This window comes from Polynucleobacter sphagniphilus (genome assembly GCF_001953355.1).
Taxonomy (GTDB): Bacteria; Pseudomonadota; Gammaproteobacteria; order Burkholderiales; family Burkholderiaceae; genus Polynucleobacter; species Polynucleobacter sphagniphilus.
The window spans coordinates 146,405-168,672 of the sequence record NZ_MPIY01000007.1 but is presented as its reverse complement, the minus strand read 5'-3'; the positions used below and the strand labels follow the sequence as shown (position 1 = coordinate 168,672).

Annotated in this window: 19 protein-coding genes; 14 read left to right on the top strand and 5 right to left on the bottom strand. The window is 47.6% G+C overall.

Annotation, left to right across the window (positions count from 1 at the left end; translation table 11 throughout):
• Position 1 precedes the first annotated feature (1 nt).
• From BOQ04_RS08030 to fabI, 4 genes are all read right to left on the bottom strand, one after another.
• Positions 2–1,018 (bottom strand): tripartite tricarboxylate transporter substrate-binding protein, encoded by a 1,017-nt coding sequence (locus tag BOQ04_RS08030; RefSeq protein WP_233126728.1) that lies wholly within the window; start codon positions 1,016–1,018, stop codon positions 2–4.
• 63 nt (positions 1,019–1,081) lie between these two features.
• Positions 1,082–1,927 carry an HpcH/HpaI aldolase/citrate lyase family protein gene (locus BOQ04_RS08025; RefSeq protein ID WP_076024229.1) on the bottom strand — a complete coding sequence of 282 codons (846 nt, stop codon included), beginning with the start codon at positions 1,925–1,927 and terminating at the stop codon, positions 1,082–1,084.
• 28 nt (positions 1,928–1,955) lie between these two features.
• Positions 1,956–3,287 (bottom strand): chromate efflux transporter, encoded by a 1,332-nt coding sequence (gene chrA, locus BOQ04_RS08020; RefSeq protein ID WP_076024228.1) that lies wholly within the window; start codon positions 3,285–3,287, stop codon positions 1,956–1,958.
• On the bottom strand, positions 3,284–4,069 hold the full coding sequence (fabI, locus tag BOQ04_RS08015) for an enoyl-ACP reductase FabI (protein WP_076024227.1): 786 nt from the start codon (positions 4,067–4,069) through the stop codon (positions 3,284–3,286). Before fabI ends, chrA begins: the two co-directional genes overlap by 4 nt.
• Positions 4,070–4,119: 50 nt before the next feature.
• On the opposite strand from fabI, the gene BOQ04_RS08010 reads away from it, so the two are divergent.
• The 5 genes from BOQ04_RS08010 (at position 4,120) to BOQ04_RS07990 (ending at position 10,534) form a co-directional block, all read left to right on the top strand.
• Positions 4,120–5,988 carry an extracellular solute-binding protein gene (locus tag BOQ04_RS08010; protein WP_076024226.1) on the top strand — a complete coding sequence of 623 codons (1,869 nt, stop codon included), beginning with the start codon at positions 4,120–4,122 and terminating at the stop codon, positions 5,986–5,988.
• A gap of 11 nt (positions 5,989–5,999) precedes the next feature.
• Complete coding sequence (locus BOQ04_RS08005; RefSeq protein ID WP_198929312.1) at positions 6,000–7,064, top strand: microcin C ABC transporter permease YejB; 1,065 nt, start codon at positions 6,000–6,002, stop codon at positions 7,062–7,064.
• Positions 7,061–8,086, top strand: coding sequence for an ABC transporter permease (locus tag BOQ04_RS08000; RefSeq protein WP_076024224.1), 1,026 nt, complete (start codon positions 7,061–7,063; stop codon positions 8,084–8,086). The genes BOQ04_RS08005 and BOQ04_RS08000 overlap by 4 nt, the downstream gene beginning before the upstream one ends.
• Entirely contained in the window at positions 8,083–9,738 is a 1,656-nt protein-coding gene (locus BOQ04_RS07995) for an ABC transporter ATP-binding protein (RefSeq protein ID WP_076024223.1), read from the top strand. The genes BOQ04_RS08000 and BOQ04_RS07995 overlap by 4 nt, the downstream gene beginning before the upstream one ends.
• A gap of 127 nt (positions 9,739–9,865) precedes the next feature.
• Positions 9,866–10,534 (top strand): C40 family peptidase, encoded by a 669-nt coding sequence (locus BOQ04_RS07990; RefSeq protein ID WP_076024222.1) that lies wholly within the window; start codon positions 9,866–9,868, stop codon positions 10,532–10,534.
• Here BOQ04_RS07990 and BOQ04_RS07985 read toward each other — a convergent pair.
• Positions 10,531–11,436: a patatin-like phospholipase family protein gene (locus BOQ04_RS07985; protein ID WP_076024221.1), complete on the bottom strand. Its 906-nt coding sequence runs from the start codon at positions 11,434–11,436 to the stop codon at positions 10,531–10,533. The two genes, BOQ04_RS07990 and BOQ04_RS07985, sit on opposite strands and share 4 nt — an antisense overlap.
• Before the next feature lie 48 nt (positions 11,437–11,484).
• Between BOQ04_RS07985 and BOQ04_RS11010 the strand changes: the two genes are divergently transcribed.
• The 9 genes from BOQ04_RS11010 (at position 11,485) to typA (ending at position 22,261) form a co-directional block, all read left to right on the top strand.
• Complete coding sequence (locus tag BOQ04_RS11010; protein WP_269844392.1) at positions 11,485–11,610, top strand: hypothetical protein; 126 nt, start codon at positions 11,485–11,487, stop codon at positions 11,608–11,610.
• A gap of 12 nt (positions 11,611–11,622) precedes the next feature.
• Entirely contained in the window at positions 11,623–12,369 is a 747-nt protein-coding gene (scpB, locus tag BOQ04_RS07980) for an SMC-Scp complex subunit ScpB (RefSeq protein ID WP_076024220.1), read from the top strand.
• 16 nt (positions 12,370–12,385) lie between these two features.
• Positions 12,386–14,140, top strand: coding sequence for a 23S rRNA pseudouridine(2605) synthase RluB (rluB, locus tag BOQ04_RS07975; RefSeq protein ID WP_076024219.1), 1,755 nt, complete (start codon positions 12,386–12,388; stop codon positions 14,138–14,140).
• A gap of 172 nt (positions 14,141–14,312) precedes the next feature.
• Positions 14,313–14,804 (top strand): ribosome maturation factor RimP, encoded by a 492-nt coding sequence (gene rimP / locus BOQ04_RS07970; RefSeq protein ID WP_076024218.1) that lies wholly within the window; start codon positions 14,313–14,315, stop codon positions 14,802–14,804.
• The gene (gene nusA / locus BOQ04_RS07965; protein WP_076024217.1) at positions 14,801–16,282 is read left to right on the top strand and encodes a transcription termination factor NusA; all 1,482 of its coding nucleotides are present in this window, start codon (positions 14,801–14,803) and stop codon (positions 16,280–16,282) included. Before rimP ends, nusA begins: the two co-directional genes overlap by 4 nt.
• A 13-nt stretch (positions 16,283–16,295) precedes the next feature.
• Positions 16,296–19,079: a translation initiation factor IF-2 gene (gene infB, locus BOQ04_RS07960; protein ID WP_076024216.1), complete on the top strand. Its 2,784-nt coding sequence runs from the start codon at positions 16,296–16,298 to the stop codon at positions 19,077–19,079.
• Positions 19,080–19,093: 14 nt separating this feature from the next.
• Positions 19,094–19,462 (top strand): 30S ribosome-binding factor RbfA, encoded by a 369-nt coding sequence (gene rbfA, locus BOQ04_RS07955; RefSeq protein ID WP_076024215.1) that lies wholly within the window; start codon positions 19,094–19,096, stop codon positions 19,460–19,462.
• Between the two features lie 5 nt (positions 19,463–19,467).
• Entirely contained in the window at positions 19,468–20,379 is a 912-nt protein-coding gene (gene truB, locus BOQ04_RS07950) for a tRNA pseudouridine(55) synthase TruB (RefSeq protein ID WP_076024214.1), read from the top strand.
• Between the two features lie 64 nt (positions 20,380–20,443).
• Entirely contained in the window at positions 20,444–22,261 is a 1,818-nt protein-coding gene (gene typA, locus BOQ04_RS07945; RefSeq protein ID WP_076024213.1) for a translational GTPase TypA, read from the top strand.
• Positions 22,262–22,268 lie beyond the last annotated feature (7 nt).

The window sequence follows — 22,268 nt, the reverse complement described above, 5'->3', positions numbered from 1 at the left end:
CTTACTCAGCGTAAGCGCCGGCATTACGAATAATCGGACCCCACCTATTAATCTCGGATTCAAGGTGTTGTTTTAAGCTTGCCGGCGTGACCTTACTCATCGGAGCAATTTCAATATTGGATTCTGCTAAACGCGTTTTGACAGCGGGATTATTTAGCGCTGACCTAAGTGCCTTATTGAGTTTGGCAATCACTGCAGTAGGCGTACCCTTGGGTGCGTATAACCCAATCCATGCTTCTATTTCAAACCCCTTTAGACCTTGTTCTTGTAGGGTTGGGATGTTTGGTAGGGAGCTTAAGCGCGCTGGCGTTGTTACGCCGTAAGCCTTGACTAAATTCTTTTGAATATAGGGACCAACCTGCGTGGTTTGATCACATAGCAAGTCCACTTGGCCGCCCAATAGATCCGTCAATGCTGGGGCAGTTCCATGATAGGGGATGCTAGTTAACTCAACTCCTTCGCGAGACATAAACAAAAGCCCGCACAACTGCGAAACGGCTCCTTGACCAGCATTGGCGATAGTCACATGCGTTTTGTTGGACTTGATGTAGGACTCTAATTCTTTAAGATTATTCGGTGGTAAGTTTTTACGTCCCAGCAAGACCATCGGCACATCGACCGCTTGTCCAATGTATTCAAAGTCCTTCAGTGGATCGTAAGGGAGTTTTTTGTAAAGAGCAGGTGCAGTTGCCATGCCAATGTGGTTGATCAGAATGACATAACCGTCTGGTGCAGCGCGTGCTACCCGTAATGTGCCAATGGTGCCGCCATCTCCCGCTATATTTTCAATATGAATTTCTTGGCCCAAGTCTTTGCCCATAGGGCCTGCAATGAGGTGGGCAACAGTATCCGTTGGACCGCTTGCAGAAAAAGGAACCACTAAGGTAATGGGTTTAATGGGGTATGTTTGAGCGAATGCATTCTCCCCGAGCGGGCAGATTGTCAGCACAAGCGCTCCGAGGACCGCAAAAAAATTGCGCAATAATCCCATTCCCATCAAAAAGCCTTCATTCTTCATTAGACAGCCCAAGATATTGCTTGAGCTAAGCCTTAATTTTGCCAGCTTTAAGGATGAAAAAGATCAGTATTTACCAGCAATAGCGAGCGTTCTTTGTGCAAGCAGTACAACGGGTCGATCAATCATGCGGCCATCCAACTTCACTGCACCACCCTGAGAGACTTGATCCGCTGCGATTACTTTACGAGCCCACTCAATTTCCTCGCTAGTGGGCATAAAAGCCGCCTTTACTGCGGGAATTTGTTTGGGATGAATGCACAGTTTGCCGCCAAAGCCCATGCGCTTAGCCCGCTGCGAATCTCCCTCAATCTGTGCAAGATCATCCGTGGAAGGCGTGACTCCATCAATTGGAGGGGTAATACGCGCAAGCCGGGAAGCTAAGACCATTTGATAGCGGGCGGTTTGTAATTCTGTTTCTTGCGCATCACACACCATGCCTAAGTCAGCCTGTAAATCTAGATTTCCAAGCGCTAGGCGCAGTACTTGATTGGAGCTCGCAATCTCTTTTAGGCGATCTAATCCAAGCGCTGTTTCAATCATTGGAATCAGTGCTGTATTGGGCAGGATTTGAGCGGCTCCATTGATTTGATCCAGTGATTCGGTTTTTGGAATGAGTAGACAAACTACTGAAAGTTCTTGCGCCAGAATGAGGTCGGCAGAATAAAACCGGGTGCCAGGAGCATTGGTGCGAATAATGAGACGTTTTTTTTCATCACCGGTAAATGTTGGCCAGGCGGTGCGAATGGCGTTGCGGGCGCTATCTTTATCTTGTGCAGCTACTGCATCTTCTAGATCAATAATGACGGCGTCAGCCCCGCTATTGAGTGCTTTAGTAAAACGCTCTGGGCGTGTGCCAGGCACAAAGAGAAAGTTGGTGCAAATACTGATGCTGGTATCAAGTGGATTCATAAAGATTGATATTTTTTTGAAGGTTTGATTAAACAGCCATTAGGCTTGATGCAAAATAACTCAGTAAACCCGCGAATGCACAAGCCAATAAAACACTCATGACATCTCTTTTGAATTTAAAGAGGGCTAATCCAGCCAAGATACAAATCGCAAGCGAGAGCCAGGAGATTGACCCCGAAATACCGTGGGGCAAAAAGACATGATAGGCAAAAAATAAACCTAGATTGAGGATGACGCCAACCACTGCAGCACTGATTGCAGTCAATGGTGCAGTAAAGCTGAGTTTGCCGTGGGTTGACTCGATGAGCGGGCCGCCAACCAGAATAAAAAAGAAGGAGGGTAAAAAGGTAAACCAAGTTGCAATGGTTGCGCCGAGCACTCCGTACCAAAATGGATTGCTGTATCCAAGCAAATGCCCAATATGTCCAGCTAAGTAGCCAACATAAGTGACCACCATGATGAGTGGCCCAGGTGTAGTTTCTCCAAGAGCTAATCCATCCATCATCTGCCCTGCACTCAACCAATGAAAGTGATCTACTGCACCTTGATAGACATAAGGCAAAACTGCATAAGCTCCACCAAAAGTGAGGAGGGCGGCTTTGGTAAAGAACCAGGCCAGTTCTGGGTAAAGGGTTTTCCAGCCAAATACTATAGTTAACCCAATGATTGGGATGAGGAAAAAGCCGGCGGCAAGCGCAGATTGAACAGCCATTTTTCTTGGGCTAAAGCGGGCATGGTCGGGAATCGGGGTGTCATCATCAATCAGCGCATCAGCAGAATCTCTAGCGTGATCTTGAGAGGGGGTGTTATTTTGAGAAAAATATTCAGGGCGATATTTACTACCCCAAATACCGGTTGCAGCGGCAATCAGCACAATCAGCGGAAAGGCCAAATTGAGGATAAAAATAGCTAAGAAGGAGGCTAGTGCAATCCACTTCAAAGCTTGGTTATAGATTGTGCGTTTGCCAATGCGTACGCCCGCATGAAGGACGATTGCAGTGACTGCCGGTTTAATTCCAAAAAAGATCGCAGCGATCCAGGGTATCTGACCAAAACTCAGGTAAATCCACGAGAGTGCAATGAGGATAAAAAAGGACGGCAGTATAAAAAGCGATCCAGCTAATACGCCGCCGATACCGCGATGCATTAACCAGCCCATATAGGTTACTAGTTGCTGTGCTTCTGGTCCTGGCAACAGCATGCAATAGTTGAGCGCATGTAAAAAGCGCCGCTCAGAAATCCAGCGACGCTTTTCGACTAGCTCTTGGTGAAGGACGGCGATTTGTCCGGCAGGCCCACCAAAGCTAATAAAACCTAGTTTAGCCCAAAATTTAAGGGCCTCACCCAATGGAACGCTCAAGCTTCTTCCATTCCGCCAACCACCTGACTAAAGCCGTTATCCACATAAATGATTTCAGCGGTAATGCCATTGGCCAGGTCTGATAACAAGAAAGAGGCGGTATTGCCAACATCATCAATGGTGACATTGCGACGTAGTGGTGCTGTTGTAGCTACTGCGTCTAAGATCTTGCCAAAACCCTTGATACCCGAAGCTGCCAGAGTTTTGATCGGACCAGCAGAGATGCCATTGACGCGAATGCCCTTTGGTCCGACTGAACCTGCTAAGTAGCGTACAGATGCCTCTAGGGATGCTTTAGCCAAGCCCATGGTGTTGTAGTTCGGGACATTACGTAGGGAACCCAAGTAAGAAAGGGTTAGCAAGGAGGATTTATCACGCAACATCGGTAGGGCTTCTTTAGCCATTGCTGGAAAGCTGTACGCTGAAATATCGTGGGCAATGCGGAAGGCTTCGCGGCTCAGGCCTTCTAAAAAGTCACCAGCTATTGCCTCCCGGGGGGCAAAGCCAATGGCATGAACAAAACCATCAAATTGTGGCCAGGTTTTGGCAAGATCTTTAAAAAGGGCGCTGATTTGCTCGTCGCTGCCCACATCGCAGTCAAAAATCAGCTCGGAATTGAATTCTTTAGCGAAATCGACAATTCTGTCTTTAAAACGCTCGCCCACGTAGGTAAAGGCCAATTCAGCGCCTTCACGGTGACATGCTTTAGCGATGCCATAGGCAATCGAGCGGTTGGAGAGGAGGCCGGTAATCAGAATTTTTTTGCCAGCGAGAAAGCCCATGATGTGTCCTTTGCTTCAAATTAGGTTTGCTATCTACAATTGTTGCATATATGTTGATATTGACCCCCATTCGCCGCGCTACCCAGATCGTACTTTTAGGCCTATTGCTTGGGCTAGGAGTACTGTCGGCTCAGGCCTCCCAAGGAATTTCCCAGTACGGTAAGCCCAAATACCCTGATGGTTTTAGTCATTTTGACTATGTCAATCCCAATGCCCCACGTGGTGGAACCCTCACCTTGCCTAATCCTGGGTCGAGAAGTAGCTTTGATAAATTCAACCCCTTTACTTTGCGTGGAGTCACCGCTCCTGGTATCGAGTTAATGTTTGAGTCCTTGGCGGAGGGCAGTGCAGACGAGGTTTCTAGTATTTATGGTTTATTGGCTGATGATATTCAAGTCGCAGCAGATCATAAGTCAGTCATTTTTCATATTCGACCTGAGGCTAAGTTCTCGGATGGTTCTCCTGTACTCGCTGCGGATGTCAAATATAGTTTTGATACCTTGATGAGCGGGCTTGCGCATCCTCGCTATAAGACTACTTTTGCTGATGTGAAGTCAGCGGTAGTGCTCTCTCCGAGAGAGGTGCGATTTGATTTTAAAAATAATAATTCTGAATTACCAATTATGGTGGGCACACTCCCCATTTTTTCACGCAACTGGGGAAAGCGTCCTGATGGTTCAATGATTCCATTTGATCAGTTGGCCTTTGAAATGCCGATTGGTAGTGGACCTTATTTAATTGAATCTTTTAAGGCCGGTAAATCGATTCTCTTCAAGCGTAATCCGAATTATTGGGTAGATCAATTGAGTAAACCCCTCAATGTGAGGGTGGGGTTTTATAACTTTGATCGAGTGCTCTATAAGTTATACAGTGATGATGCTGTGCGCCTAGAGGCTTTTAAAGCCGGGGAGTTTGATGCTTTAGTCGAGTATCGCGCCAAGATTTGGGCAAAAGGCTATGTTGGTTCCAAGTTTAATGATGGCTCATTATTAAAGAAGGCCTTCACCAATCACAATGGTGCTGGCATGCAGGGTTTTGCAATGAACCAACGCCGTCCAATTTTTCAAGACCCACGGGTGCGCGAAGCTTTGGGTTATGCCTTAGATTTTGAGTGGCTCAATCGCCAACTCTTTTTTGATCAGTACAGTCGCATCAATAGCTACTTTACGAACAGCGATTTGAGTGCGAACTTCAATGGCCCTAGTAAGCCGACTGAAGCCGAACTGAAGATATTGAAGCCGCTTAAAGAAAAGTATCCCAAGTGGGTACCTGATGCAGTGTTTGGTCCAATGCCTGCTGCGCCCTCAACCGCGCCTCCTTCTAGTCTGCGAAATAATTTACGCAAAGCAAGAGAATTATTGGCCCAGGCAGGCTGGCAATATCGTGATGGGGCCTTGCGCAATATGCAGGGCGAACCATTTCGGTTTGAAATGGTTGAGGATGGACCTTTCTTTCTGAGGGTGATTTCAGCTTATACCCGCAATCTGGAGAAGTTAGGTATCCAGGTTGATGTACGCACGAGTGACTTTGCCTTGCATCAGAAGCGGATGGATGAATATGATTTTGATATGACCACCGTGCGCTTTCCGGATTCACAAAATCCAGGAAATGAATTGTGGGATCGTTTTGGTAGTGCAGCGGCCAAAGAGAAGGGGTCTGATAATGTCATTGGAGTGCAGTCTCCGGTGGTCGATGCCTTGGTAAATGAAATTACTAAGGCGCAAAACCGTGAGGAGCTTCGTGCAGCAGCACGCTCGCTGGACCGCGTACTATGGAATAGTTATTACGTCATCCCGCAGTGGTACAACCCCACCCATCGGATCGCATTCCGTAAAGAGATGCGCTATCCAGAGCCGCCTCTCTATTACTCAGCCGAGCCATGGGTAATGCAAAATTGGTGGAAAGAGGAGTCTAAATAATGCAGGGACAAATGCGTACTTATATTCTTAAGCGCTTGCTGTTGATGATTCCAACATTGTTAGGGGTGCTCACCTTAACGTTTGCAGTGGTGCAATTTGTTCCTGGTGGACCGGTGGAGCAGATGGTGCTTGAACTCAAAGGAAAGGGTGCAGGGGCAGTTGGTGGCTCAGAGTCCTCTGGTGCTGGTGCAACGTATCGCGGTCGCCAAGGGGTTGATGCGCAGCGTTTAGAAGAGGTGAAGGCGCTTTACGGCTTTGATAAGCCGCCAGTTGAGCGTTATTTCATGATGCTTGGACGATTTGCTCGTTTTGATTTGGGGCAAAGCTATTACCAGCATGAAAGTGTGTGGCACTTAGTGATCTCCAAGCTACCCGTCTCAATCAGTATTGGCTTGTGGACTTTCTTTTTGACTTATCTCATCTCGATTCCATTAGGTATAGCCAAAGCTGTGCGCGATGGTTCACGTTTTGACGCTATTACCAGCACGATGATCCTGGTTGGCTATGCCATTCCGGGGTTTGTTTTGGGTGTCCTCTTATTGGTGATTTTCGGCGGTGGAAGCTTCTTGCAAATATTTCCTTTGCGCGGTTTAACTTCAGATAATTGGAATGATCTTAGTGTCATGGGCAAGATCATGGATTACTTATGGCATCTGGTTCTCCCAATCACAGCTTCTGCCTTAGGTAGCTTTGCAGTAGTCACGATGCTGACCAAAAACGCTTTCTTGGAAGAAATTCGTAAGCAATATGTGCTCACAGCCAGGGCTAAGGGCCTTACTGAAAACCAAGTGCTATGGAAGCATGTCTTTCGTAATGCATTGTTACCACTAGTGACCGGATTCCCAGCCGCTTTTATTGGGGCATTTTTTACAGGCTCCTTATTAATTGAAACTTTATTCTCCTTAGATGGTTTGGGACTACTCTCCTTTGAATCGGTTATGCGTCGTGACTACCCGGTAGTCTTGGGCACACTGTATTTATTTACCTTGATCGGTTTGGTCACACGTTTGATTTCTGATCTTTGTTACGTCTATGTGGATCCTCGTATTCAGTTTGGTGCGGGAGGTGGTTCATGAGTCGTTGGCAGCGTTTTAAAAAAAGTCGCATAGGCTACGCGAGTCTATGGATCTTTATGATCCTTTTTGGTCTGAGCATGTGCGCTGAATTGATTGCCAATGACAAGCCTTTGATCGTGCGCTATCAGGGGCATCTCTACTTTCCGATTGTGCAAAATCAACCCGAGACTGTATTTGGTGGAGACTTTGCCACACCTACGGATTTTTTAGATCCTGATATTCGCCACAATATTACGAGCGCAGGTAATTGGGCGATTTATCCGATTATTCCGTATAGCTACGAAACCTTAAATTATTTTTCCCAGGTACCCAATCCTGCACCCCCTTCGGCAGAGAACTGGTTCGGAACAGACGATCGTGGGCGCGATGTCTTGGCGCGTTTGATTTATGGTTTCAGGCTTTCTATTTTGTTTGGGCTCGCCTTAACAATTGTGGGTGTCAGTATTGGCATTCTCACGGGCTCTTTGATGGGTTATTTTGGCGGTAAATTTGATTTGATCTCGCAGCGTTTTATTGAAATCTGGGCATCAATGCCAGAGCTATATCTGCTGATCATTTTTGCCTCTATATTTAATCCTAGTGTGTCGCTGTTAATTATTTTGTTAGCAGCTTTTGGTTGGATGGGATTATCTGATTATGTGCGTGCAGAATTTTTTCGCAATCGCGCTTTGGAATATGTGCGTGCGGCAAAAGCCTTAGGTTTGACTAATTTCCAAATCATGCGCAGGCACATTCTTCCCAATAGTCTGACACCGGTGATCACTTTCTTGCCGTTTCGTATGAGTGCTGCCATCCTATCGTTAACCAGCTTGGATTTTTTGGGATTGGGTGTTCCTCCCGGAACGCCTAGTCTTGGTGAGTTGCTTGCTCAGGGCAAAGGCAATTTAGAGGCATGGTGGATTTCTTTATCCACCTTTGTTGTATTAGTAGCGACCTTATTGTTATTAACCTTTATGGGTGAGGCATTACGTGATGCATTTGATTCTCGTAAGGTGGGTCTGTTATCGAAAGGTCGCGGATGAGCAAGCAAAATTCTGCCTTACTGCGTTATGAGAATTTTTCAATTTCGTTTGGTTCAGGCCGCCGAGAAAAATGGGCTGTCAGTAATTTAGATCTTGAAGTGGGCATCGGGGAGCGGGTCGCGCTCGTTGGAGAATCTGGCTCTGGTAAGACGCTCACGGCACTTGCCCCTTTGAGGTTAGAACCCGAGGGCGCCAAAGTATCAGGTCGTATTTGGTGGGGTGGCAAGGAAGAGGGCGTCCAGCCAGTAGATTTACTGGCTTTGCCGATTGAACAAATCCGGAAAATTCGTGGTCGCGAAATTGCCATGGTGTTTCAGGAGCCGATGACTGCCTTGAATCCACTCTTTACTGTGGGCAATCAAATCGTAGAGGCCGTACAGATTTACCAGCCTTTGATTTCTAAAGCAGAGTGCGTATCTGCGGCAATCAATTTGCTCAAGAAAACCGGTATTCCAGAGCCAGATAGACGCTTTCACTCCTACCCACATCAACTATCAGGCGGGCAAAGACAGCGCGCCATGATTGCCATGGCTTTGGCCTGTAAACCGCGCCTATTAATTGCTGATGAACCAACCACTGCACTGGATGTGAGCTTGCGGATGCAAATTTTAGATTTGCTTAAAGAGCTCCAGGCAGAAGCAACGGGGGATGGTGGGATGGGGATCTTATTAATTACCCATGATCTCAATTTAGTAAAGCACTTTGCCAACCGCGTTGCTGTCCTCAATCAGGGCAAGATGATGGAGGTGGGTTCCACGGATCAGATTTTTCATCATCCGGATAATTCTTATACTGAAATGCTGGTCAATAGCGAGCCCGCACGAGAGATTGCTCCTGTAATGCCTTTGGCACCAGTTCTTTTAAAAACAAATGCCCTTTCAGTAGCGTATCCGAGTTCTGAGTCAATCTCATGGTTAAAAAAAGCACCGCCTCATAAAGTGCTGCGTAAAGTCAGCTTTGAATTAAAGCAGGGGCAAACGATTGGAGTAATCGGGGAGTCTGGTTCCGGCAAGACCACTCTTGGCATGGCTGTATTGGGATTGCTGGGTGATGGTAATGCCCAGGTTTCGGGTGAGGTGGAAGTGCTGGGTGAAGATTGGCAAGATCTGAAGCCCGCGCAAAGGCGTGCAATGCGTTCGAGTTTGCAGGTGATCTTTCAGGATCCATTTGGTTCTCTATCTCCGCGAATGACGGTTAAACAAATCATTGCAGAAGGCCTGGATGTACATTTCCCCAAACTGACTTCTGCAGAACGCGAGTCCCGCATCTTAGATATCGTACGCGAAGTGGGATTGGAGCGGGGTGTCCTGGAGCGCTATCCCCATGAGTTTTCTGGTGGTCAACGCCAACGGATTGCGATTGCCAGAGCCTTGATCTTGCGCCCGCAGATCTTGGTGCTTGATGAGCCCACTTCAGCCTTGGACGTTTCGATTCAAAAGCAAGTTTTGGCTTTACTCAGCGAATTGCAGAAAAAATACAATCTCGCGTATCTGATGATTAGTCACGATTTAGCTGTCATTCGAGCTATGTCTCATGAGTTAATGGTTCTGAAGGAGGGTAAGGTAGTTGAGTTTGGTGATACCGAGACCCTGATCAAGCATCCGCGTCAGGCATATACAAAAGAACTATTTACCGCAGCTGAGCTTACTTAATGTAATGGCTTAAGAGGGCTATTTTGGTGCATATCTACCAGCAATAAATAATTATTCCTTTTTAAACAATCACTTAAGCAATTAAAGAGATCTTGGTTAAATCATTCTTCTTTGTTAAACTGCACGAATGTCATTAAAAAACTTGCTACCAGCTACCGCTCTCAGCGCACTAAGAGCGATTCTGGCTACTTGCGTTCTTGCCCTGCTGGCCTCAAATTCTTACGCCTTAGATAATCCAAGTGATTCCGTTGCAGATACCCCTGCGCCTAAGGAAAGTATGTTTCAAGCTGGTAAGTCTTACTTTGCACGGGTATCCGATCGCCTAATGGATTCTGTAGCGGGGAAGCCTGATGAGTTGATCAATCGCGCCATGGAGGCGATTGGCGTGCGTTATCGATGGGATGCTGAATTACCTCAGACTGGTTTAGATGGCAGCAGTTTTGTTGGTTACGTATTTAAAGATAAATTGGGTTTCTTATTGCCACGCAAGTCTACGGAGATGAGTCGTGTGGGCAAGCCAATTGGCCGAGAAGAACTGCAGCCAGGAGACTTAGTATTTTTTAACACTATGCGCCTCACTTTTTCTCATGTGGGCATTTATGTTGGCGATAACAAATTCATTCACTCACCATCCAAGGGTACGAGTGTGCGGATTGATGATTTAGGTAGTCTCTACTGGGATAAGCGATTTGACGGTGCCCGGCGTTTAGATGGTAGCGACGGCTTAGACGATGCTCGCAGGCAAGAATTACTAAACGAAGCTAAAAATATTAAACGCGGCGCTAACAATCTTTAGTCCCTGAGCTTTTCTTTAATCAGTGCCATTTGTTCTTGGGCAGCGATTTCTCCCGCTAATACAGCTGCATTCCTGGATTTGAAATCAGCGCTACTCATTTGTTTGAGTTGTGGTGTGATCACAATATCGGCGGCTTTCAATTCGTACTGATTGATACTTCTTTGCATGATTGAAATCGTTTGCTGGAGGATGCCAAGGGTGCCTGATGCATCTTGATGCACCGGTTCGGAAGAAATATTCACCGCAATCACCAGGGTTGCACCCATTTGTCTGGCATAACTGACCGGTACGGGTGCCACCAGACCGCCATCTATGTACTCTTTACCGCTGATCACTGCGGGTTGAAAAACGCCAGGTACGCTACAAGATGCACGCACTGCTAGGCCAGTATTGCCAGATCGAAATAGGATGCCTTTGCCCGACTGCAGGTCAGTTGCAACCACCCCCAGAGGGATGTTCATTTGTTCAATTGTCTTGTTGTGAACCTCGCGATTGAGCATCGCTTGTAGGGCATCGCCCTTTATCAAGCCACCAAAACGTCCGGCAAATGGCAGGCCCCAATCGGCAATCGTAGCCTCATCTAAATTGAGGGCGAGGCGGTTCAATTCGTTGCCTGAGGCGCCCGAGGCATACAGTGCGGCAATGACACTTCCTGCACTACTACCAACGACCATATCGGGTCTAATTCCTTGTGCTTCAAGCACCTTAATGACGCCAATATGAGCAAATCCTCTGGCTGCGCCGGCACCCAATACCAGTGCCACAACTGGCTTACGGGTGGGTGTGCTTGTGCAACCTGGAACTATGCCGATTGCTCCAACACCCAGGCTAATACCTAGAAAGCGACGTCGAGAATTCGGTATTGGTTCGGAAAGTGGCGTTTTGCTATCAAATGAGTTCATATAGCTATTGTATTGAGCCTTACCTTATAATGGGGGAGCGGTGGACGAATGAACTTCGTTTTAGCACCGGCAGCCCTCCAAATTGAAAATCAGAGACAAATGCTGCCAGTGGCTAGAGAGCACCCCAAACCCATTACTGAATACCTTTTTAAAGTCTACCCAGGTACTGCCTGATAGCCGAACTTTATGGACGATCACAACAAGCGCGTAATTGAAACTGCACTCCTGTGCGCACAGGAGCCACTCACTGTTGCGGATCTGACTCGATTATTTGCAGACGATGTCACGTCCAATGACATCGATGAAATGTTGCAAGTTATCCAGCACGAGTGGGATGACAAAGGCATGGAGTTAGTACATATCGCTACGGGTTGGCGTTTTCAGAGTCGTTTGTCAATGCGTGAGTATCTCGATCGCCTCACTCCAGAAAAGCCACCGCGTTATTCTCGTGCTGTCATGGAGACTTTGGCGATTATTGCTTATCGTCAACCGGTCACACGCGGTGAGATTGAAGAGATTCGCGGTGTTGCTGTAAGCAGCAATGTGATGAAGCAACTAGAAGATCGTGGTTGGGTAGAAGTTATTGGACATAAAGAAACAGTTGGACGTCCCGGGCTCTATGCGACCACCAAACAATTTTTAGATGATTTGAGTCTGACGAATTTACAAAGCCTGCCGATGTTGGAAGACGCGGCCCCAATGGCGGCTGCTGAGCAACTTGGTCAGGCAGTCATTCAATTTGACCCGGAGACGGCAACCGTTGAATCTGTAGTCACGCTGGATGAGCAGGTGCTTGTCGAAGAAACTACTGAAGAGGTTTCTATCGAATTTGCAGAAGGCGATGCGGATGAGGTAACTATTGAAGTTACCGAAGAAATAAGTGAAGCAGTAATTGAAATATCTACTCCAGAATCTGATGAGTCATCAGAATAAAAAAAATTAATAATTAATGACAAGCTCTAACGAAAACGAATCATCTCCAGTAGCAAATCCATCGACCACTGAGTCTACCCCTGCAGGGGCGCAAGACCTCAAGGCGGAAGGTCGTGAAGGTGGCGAGCGTCGCCCGCGTCGCACTGGTAAGCACCCATTTAATAAGAAGCGTCCGTTTAACAAAGACAAACCACGCCGTGAAGGTGGTGAGCATGCTCCACGTGAAGGCGGAGCAAATACAGCCTCTAAATTAGCGCCTAATCCCGCTGAGAGTGAAGCCTTATTTGCTGCGGTTGTATCAGGAGAATTTGATGCAGCATTAGATGCACCTGAAGTCATTGATGCACCCAATCCCGATGGCCCTAATGAGAGTGAAATTTCTCATCAGACTGGCGCTGAGCGCCGCGCACAACGCGTGCGCCATGACGAAGATGCAGATGTGCCCAGTGAAGATGAGATGAGTAGTTTGCAGTTCGCCAATGTGGATGATTTGCCTTTAAGCTTGCGCGATGAAGTGTGGTCCGATCTCGATGGCCTGGATGATGATGCTGATGATGAGGATACCGTCAAGCTGCATAAAGTCTTGGCTGATGTCGGTATGGGTTCGCGCCGCGACATGGAGGACTTGATTATCCAAGGCCGTGTTTCAGTAAATGGCCTGCCAGCGCATATTGGCCAACGTATTGGGCCAACCGATCAAGTTCGCATCAATGGCAAACAGGTCTATCGTAAGATTCAGACAAAACCACCACGCGTTATTCTTTATCACAAGCCCTCGGGCGAGATTGTGAGTCAGTCCGATCCTGAGGGTCGTCCAACTGTTTTTGATCGCCTGCCAAAGCCGCGCCAGGGTCGTTGGATTGCTGTAGGTCGCTTGGACTTTAATACCGAAGGTCTTTTGTTGTTCACCACCTCTGGGGAATTAGCCAATCGCCTGATGCACCCTCGTTATGGTGTTGAACGCGAATACGCAGTGCGTATTTTGGGTGAGCTCAGTCAAGAAAATATCGCCCAGTTGAAGTCAGGTATTCAATTGGATGATGGACAAGCCCGGTTTTTGCGTTTGGCAATGGGTGGCGGTGACGGAGCAAACCGTTGGTACCACGTTGCTTTGACTGAAGGTCGTAACCGGGAGGTGCGCCGCATGTTTGAGGCGGTTGGTCACACGGTATCCCGTTTGTTGCGAACACGCTATGGCATGTTCTTGCTGCCGCCGCGCTTACGTCGTGGCAAGTGGGAGGAAGTTACGCCTGGTGGCGTTGCCAGTCTGATGAAACAAGCTGGACTTAAAGTTCCACAACCTCAAGATAACAAAGGGCGCGGTCCCGGCACAGGGCATCATGGTCGAGATCGTCAATCTGGAGTGGGTGGGGATGATTTCCAGCCAGACCCAATGCAAACTTCGGTTTCTTATTGGGGTTCTAAAGATGCATTAACTATGGCTAGCAGCCATCATGGGTTGACTCACCAAGGTCGTGGCGGCAAGCCTGGCCAAGGTAACGGCGGATCAGGCGAGGGTCGCGGTCCTTTCAGGGGGCGCACCCAAGGCGGTAGACCTGGTCAAGGCGGGGGGCAGGGCGCAGGTCAAGGTGCTCAAGGCAGAGGTGGTCAAAACCGCAGTAAAGGCGCCAAAGTACATCATGGGCAGTCTGCATTTGTCACAGCCAGTCCGCAAACCCCAGGAAATGGCCCCAAACGTAACGCACCAAAAGGGCGCAAACCCTTTAATAAGGGTCCACGTAAGCCGAGAAATCCGAGTGAAAGCTTCTGATTTGTATTGGTTTTCTTGTAAATCGGCTATAATTTCGGTCTTACAGCAGAATTCTGCTGTTTTTGGTTGTCACCGACTGATGTTGCGATCAACGTAAGTCGGCCTGTTCTGAATTTAAGAATATGGGCTTTGAAGCCCATTTTTTTTTGCCAATTCGGCATGAGGGAGTGTTGTGAAAGATCAGCGGGTTATTGCTGCAGAGCTGGAAAACTTAGGTTACGTACTCGTAGATATCGAGCGCGAAGCCGGTGGTTTGCTGCGCGTCACAATTGAAAATCCGGATTACGAACGATTGATTACGGTGGTTGACTGTGAAAAAGTAAGCCACCAACTAAGTTATACCTTACCGGTAGAAAACATCCCTTACGAGCGTTTGGAGATTTCATCGCCAGGCCTGGATCGTCCAGTGAAGTCGGCTGCTGATTTTGAACGTTTTGCTGGCATGGAAGTCGATATGAAATTGCGCGTTGCCGTGGGCAATCGCAAAAATTTTCGTGGTGTGTTGCAAGGTTTGCTGAGCGGTGAATTAGATTCTCCGGATGCGAAATTTGGTTTGTTGTTTGAGGGCACTGATGGTGCGCAGTCTCAATTGGAGTTTTCTTTAGCCGAGGTCGATAAGACTCGGTTGGTCCCTGTTATTGATTTCAAAGGAAGAAAGTCATGAGTCGAGAAGTTCTCATGTTGGCAGACGCCCTAGCGCGTGAAAAAAACGTTGATCAAGCAATCGTGTTTGAGGCACTAGAAATGGCCTTAGCCTCTGCGACCAAGAAGCGTTATGCAACTGAAGATGTTGACATTCGCGTGTCGATCGATCGCGATAGCGGTGAATACGAGACATTCCGTCGTTGGTTGGTTGTCCCTGACGAGGCTGGACTGCAAGAGCCTGATAAAGAGATCTTACACTTTGAGGCCATTGAGCAATTTCCGGATATGGAAGTTGGTGAGTACATCGAAGAGCAAATTGAATCTTTAGCATTTGGCCGTATTGGAGCTCAAGCAGCTAAGCAAGTGATTTTGCAGCGTATTCGCGATGCAGAACGCGAGCAAATCTTGAATGACTATCTTGAGCGTGGCGAAAAAGTCATGACTGGTACTGTCAAGCGGGCTGATAAAAATGGTTTGATCATTGAATCTGGTCGTGTAGAGGCATTGTTGCGCCGTGATCAAATGATTCCAAAAGAGAACTTACGTTCAGGCGATCGTGTACGTGCATACATTCTTAAAGTTGATCGCGAGGCACGCGGTCCACAGATTGAGTTGTCCCGCACTTGTCCAGAGTTTTTGATTAAATTATTTGAGAACGAAGTTCCTGAAATGGAGCAAGGATTATTGGAGATCAAGGGCGCCGCTCGTGATCCTGGTATCCGCGCAAAAATTGCTGTTATCACTTATGACAAGCGTATTGATCCAATCGGAACTTGCGTTGGTGTCCGTGGTACGCGCGTTACTGCAGTGCGTAATGAAGTGGCTGGTGAGGCAGTTGATATTGTGTTGTGGTCAGAAGACCCAGCGCAATTTGTGATTGGTGCCTTGGCACCGGCTCAAGTTTCTTCGATTGTGGTTGATGAAGAGCGTCATGCGATGGATGTGGTGGTTGATGAAGAGAACTTGGCAATTGCTATTGGCCGCAGCGGACAAAACGTGCGCTTGGCTAGTGATTTGACGGGTTGGCAGATCAATATCATGACTCCTGAAGAGTCTGCTGAGAAAACAGAAAAAGAAGCGCAATCTGTACGTCAGCTATTCATGGATAAGTTGGACGTGGATCAGGAAGTAGCTGACATTTTGATTGAAGAGGGTTTCAATACATTGGAAGAGGTTGCCTATGTACCCTTATCGGAGATGTTGGAAATCGACTCATTCGATGAAGATACTGTCAATGAACTTCGTACACGTGCACGCGACTCATTATTAACAATGGAGTTGGCAAAAGAAGAGCGCGTTGGCGAAGTTTCGCAAGATTTGCGTTCCCTTGAAGGAATGACAACCGAATTGATTGCCAAGCTTGCTGACAATCAAGTTCACACCCGTGACGACCTGGCTGAACTGGCTGTTGATGAGCTGGTTGAGGCGACACAAATTGACGAAGAAACTGCGAAAACGCTCATCATGAAAGCGCGCGAACATTGGTTTACTTCATGAGAGGAAGTAGTGCATGGCAACAACAGTAAAAGTACTCGCTACAGAACTTAAACGAACCTCGGTTGACCTCTTGGAGCAATTAAAGGCGGCTGGGATTAATAAGGCTTCTGAAGACGAGAGCATTACCGAGAAGGACAAAACAGTCCTGCTTGAACATTTGCAAAAAGAGCATGGTAGCGCCGATACTGGTAATCGTAAAAAAATTACTCTCATCAAGCGCGAAAGCTCCGAGATTCGTCAGGCTGATTCCACTGGCCGAACTCGTACTGTTCAGGTAGAGGTGCGCAAGAAGCGCGTATTGGTTAAGGCTGGTGAAACCGCGCCTGCCCCAGTAGTTGAAGATGCACCAGCAAAAGTTGCTGCACCAGCAGCACCTGCCAAATCGATTTTGTCAGAAGAAGAGCTTGAGAAACGTGCTGCAGAAGCAACGCGTCAAGCTCAGCTATTGGCTCGTCAAGAAGCGGAAATGAAGGCAGCAGAAGAGGCTCGCGTCAAAGAAGTCGCTGCTGCGGCAGTGCCAGCCCCGGTAGAAAAAGAAGTGAAGGCTGTTGATGAGGTGCCTGCTGCTGCCGCTGCAGAAGCAGAGGCAGCCGAGAAGAAGGTAAAGGCAGATAAAGCAGCCAAAGATTTGGCTGATGCCAATAAAGCGCAATTAGCTGATATTACCAAGCGTCGCGCAGCTGCTGAGGCTGAGGCTTTAGCGATTCGCGACATGATGAGTGCGCCAGCTCGTGTTCTCAAAGCACCAAGCGAAGTTGCTGCTGAAGAAGCAAAAAAAGGAACCTTGCATAAACCTGCTAAGGCAGAGGGTGCGGACGATAAGAAGAAAGCCCCAGCTAAAGTTGGCGGTAAAACGATTAAGTCGGCTGAAACATCTTCCACTTGGCAAGAAGAAGGCGCAAAAAAACCCGGCGGTCTGAAGACACGCGGCGATAGTTCCGGTGGTGCAAGTGGATGGCGTTCTGGCGGTGGCAGAAAAAAACAACGTCAAATTGCAGAGGCAAACGTTGACACGAACTTCCAGGTTCCAACAGAGCCTGTAGTGCGTGATGTGCATGTACCTGAAACCATTACGGTTGCTGATTTAGCGCATGCAATGGCGGTCAAGAGTGCTGAAGTCATTAAGCTGCTGATGGGTATGGGGCAGATGGTTACGATTAACCAGGTGCTCGATCAAGATACTGCAATGATCATTGTTGAAGAGATGGGTCATACTGCACATGCTGCGAAGTTGGATGATCCTGATTTGGACTTAGGTACTGCTGGACATGACGCTGAGTTATTGTCACGTCCTCCGGTGGTAACAGTCATGGGTCACGTTGACCACGGTAAAACCTCTTTATTAGATAAGATTCGTACCGCCAAAGTGGCTACTTGCGAAGCCGGCGGCATCACTCAGCATATTGGTGCTTATCACGTTGAAACACCGCGTGGCATGATTACCTTCTTGGATACCCCGGGCCATGAAGCCTTTACGGCAATGCGTGCTCGTGGTGCTAAGGCGACTGATATTGTGATCTTGGTGGTTGCGGCTGATGATGGAGTGATGCCGCAAACTAAAGAGGCGATTCACCACGCATTGGCAGCTGGCGTTCCTCTGGTGGTTGCTATTAATAAGATTGATAAGCCTGATGCCAATCCAGAGCGTGTCAAAACCGAATTGGTGGCAGAGCAGGTCGTTCCAGAAGAATACGGTGGAGACGTTCCCTTCATCGAAGTTTCTGCAAAAACTGGCTTAGGTATTGATGCTTTACTTGAGAACGTTTTATTGCAAGCTGAAATTCTGGAACTGAAGGCTCCTAAAGATGCTCCAGCACAAGGTCTGGTTATCGAGGCACGTTTAGATAAAGGCCGTGGTCCTGTTGCAACTGTATTGGTTCAATCAGGCACTTTGAAGCGTGGCGATATGTTGTTGGCAGGCTCTGCCTTTGGTCGCGTGCGTGCAATGCTTGATGAGAATGGCAAGCCATGTAATGAAGCTGGTCCTTCTATTCCGGTGGAAATTCAAGGTCTATCTGAGGTTCCTGCTGCTGGTGAGGCAGTTCAAGTGGTTCCTGACGAGCGTAAAGCCCGTGAAATCGCACTCTTCCGTCAAGGTAAGTTCCGTGACGTGAAGTTGGCTAAACAACAGGCAGTCAAGCTTGAAACCATGATGGAAAACATGGGCGAAGGCGCGATCGAAGCTAAGCTCTTGCCATTAATCATCAAGGCAGACGTACAGGGCTCACAAGAAGCCTTGTCACAATCCTTGCAAAAACTTTCCACACCAGAGGTTAAGGTGCAAATCGTTCACGCCGGTGTTGGTGGCATCACTGAAACTGATGTGAATTTGGCGGTTGCTTCTAAGGCGGTGATTATTGGCTTTAACTCCCGTGCCGATGCGGCAGCCCGTAAGCTTGCAGAAAATAATGGCGTTGATATTCGTTATCACAACATTATTTATGACGCGGTTGATGAAGTAAAAGCAGCGTTGAGCGGCATGTTGACACCAGATAAGAAAGAAGAAATCACCGGTATGGTGGAGATTCGTCAAGTCTTCTTGGTTTCTAAGGTTGGCGCGATTGCTGGTTGCTTGGTAACTGATGGTGTCGTGAAGAGAACTTCAAGCGTTCGACTGCTGCGTGATAACGTGGTTGTCTGGACTGGCGAGTTGGACTCTCTTAAACGCTTCAAAGATGACGCAAAAGAAGTGCGCGCCGGTGTTGAGTGCGGCCTCTCATTGAAGGGTTATAACGACATCAAGGAGGGTGATCAACTCGAAGTGTATGAAGTAACTGAAGTTGCTAGAACACTTTAAGCGACCGCAATTGCATGCATAAAACCAGTCCGCATCGTAACCAACGTCTCGCCGATCAAATTCAGCGAGACTTGGCTGAGTTGATTCCTCGTGAATTGCGCAGCCCGACATTGGGTTTGATTACATTGCAAAGTGTAGAGTTAACACCTGACTTAGCCCATGCCAAGGTGTTCTTCACCGTCTTGGGTGCAGAGCCTGAGCATGCTGCAAAGGCTCTGCAAGAAAAGGCGGGTTATTTGCATTCTTTGTTATTTAAACGTTTGCATATTCATACTGTTCCTACTTTGCATTTTCACTATGACAGCTCTGTTGAGCACGGCATTGAAATGTCGCGCTTAATTGATCAGGCAGTTGATAGTGATCGTAAAGATGAGGCTCAGTAAAAGTCATGTCAGTTCGCATTGATGGCGTAATCTTGCTTGATAAACCTGTGGGCATGAGTTCGCAGGGTGCGGTTACGGCCGTTAAGCGTGCATTCAATGCTGATAAGGCAGGCCATACGGGCACCCTAGATCCGATGGCTACCGGTTTACTGCCTATCTGCTTGGGTGAGGCTACCAAGTATTCACAGGATTTATTGGACGCAGATAAAACCTATATCGCTCAAGTGAGGTTTGGTTCAAGGACCGATACGGGTGATGCTGAAGGTCTCGTTATTGAAGAATTACCATTACCTACTTTTGCTGACGAAGCTTCCTTGATGGCTGCACTGAATAGCTTGTTACCCCAATTTACTGGTGCGATCTCACAGACACCGCCTATGTATTCTGCTCTCAAGCGCGATGGCAAACCCCTTTATGAATACGCTAGAGCAGGTGTTGAGCTCGAACGAACGCCCCGCAATATTACGATTCACTCGATTCGTTGGACTGCTATCAACTGGCCTGAAGCCACATTAGAGGTTTCATGCAGCAAAGGAACCTATATTCGGGTATTGGCCGAAGATATTGGTAATGCGCTAGCTTGTGGCGCCCATTTGGTTGGTTTGCGCCGAACCGAGGTAGGGCATCTCACCTTAGAACAATCGTTTGACTTGGAGTTGATTCGCAGTGGTTTGCAAAATCACTCATCCTACATCCTTCCGGTTGATGCCTTGTTGCAAACCTTGCCGCATTTAACTGTTGATGAGCAACAAGCTAAGCGCCTAGAAATGGGGCAACGCGTGCCACTCAATATTCCTTCGATTGAGGCTCTAGTGCGTATTTATCGTGCTACAGCTGCCTCGCACAATTTTATTGGCACTGCGGATTGGCGTTCTGGAGTGCTACATCCCAAACGTTTGATTTCCACAGCCCATTAAACCGAACTGACTTATTTATTCACTAATCTTTATCCAACTTTTATTCTAACTACAGAAGCTTCACATGACTAAACGCGCACTTCGTAATATCGCTATCATCGCCCACGTTGACCACGGTAAAACTACCTTGGTTGATCAACTCTTGCGCCAATCCGGCACATTTCGTTCCAATGAAAAAATGACCGAACGCGTCATGGACTCGAACGACTTGGAAAAAGAGCGTGGCATTACTATTTTGTCCAAGAACTGTGCGGTTGAATATGACGGCACTCATATTAATATCGTTGACACACCGGGACACGCCGACTTTGGTGGCGAGGTAGAGCGTGTGCTTTCTATGGTTGATGGGGTATTGTTATTGGTGGATGCAGTTGAAGGTCCAATGCCACAAACCCGTTTCGTGACTAAGAAAGCCTTGGCGCTTGGCTTGAAGCCAATCGTAGTGATCAATAAAGTTGATCGTCCAGGTGCACGTACGGATTACGTCATTAATGCAACATTTGAGTTGTTTGATAAGCTGGGTGCCACTGAAGAACAGTTGGATTTCCCAGTGGTGTATGCCTCTGGTTTGAATGGCTATGCTGGCTTGACTGATGATGTGCGTGAAGGTGATATGCGCCCATTGTTCGACACAGTGTTAAAGCACGTGCCGGTGCGTGATGACAATCCTGATGGTCCTTTGCAGCTACAAATTACCTCGATTGAGTACAGCACCTACGTTGGCAAGATCGGTGTAGGCCGTGTTAACCGCGGAACAGTTAAGCCTTTGATGGATGTCGTATTTATGGATGGTCCTGACGGCGCTGTTCGTAAAGGTCGTATTAATCAGGTATTGAAATTCCGTGGACTTGAGCGTGAATTAGTGGATGAAGCACAAGCAGGCGACATCGTATTGGTAAATGGTATTGAAGACCTCGCGATTGGTACAACGATTTGCGCAGTTGACGTGCCAGAAGCTTTGCCTATGCTCAAGATTGATGAGCCCACCTTGACCATGAACTTTATGGTGAACACCAGCCCATTGGCTGGACGTGAAGGCAAGTTTGTGACTAGCCGTCAAATTCGTGAGCGTTTAGACCGCGAATTGAAATCCAATATGGCTCTGCGTGTTAAAGAAACTGATGACGATACTGTATTTGAAGTGTCTGGTCGTGGTGAATTGCACCTCACTATTTTGGTTGAAACAATGCGTCGTGAAGGTTATGAGTTGGCTGTTTCACGTCCTCGCGTGGTATTCCACGAAGTTGATGGCGTGAAGATGGAGCCATATGAGAACTTAACCGTGGACGTTGAAGATACAACTCAAGGCTCCGTAATGGAAGACTTGGGTAAGCGTAAAGGTGAATTGCTCGACATGGTAAGCGATGGTAAAGGCCGCACCCGTTTGGAATACCGTATTCCTGCGCGTGGCTTGATCGGTTTCCAGGGTGATTTCATGACAATGACTCGCGGTAATGGCTTAATGAGTCATACCTTTGATTCTTATGCTCCTGCTAAAGACGGTATTTTGGGTGAGCGTCATAACGGCGTACTGATTAGCCAAGACGATGGTGAAGCAGTAGCTTACGCGCTCTGGAAATTACAGGATCGCGGCCGTATGTTTGTAAGCCCTGGCGATCCTTTATATGAAGGAATGGTCATTGGTATCCATAGCCGTGATAACGACTTGGTTGTGAACCCTATTAAAGGCAAGCAATTAACTAACGTTCGTGCCTCTGGTACAGACGAAGCGGTTCGCTTGGTTACGCCTATTGCTATGAACTTGGAGTATGCGGTTGAATTTATTGACGATGATGAATTGGTAGAAGTAACGCCTAAGAGCATTCGTATTCGTAAGCGCTACTTGAAAGAGCATGAGCGCAAGAAAGCATCGCGTGACTAAGTCATGC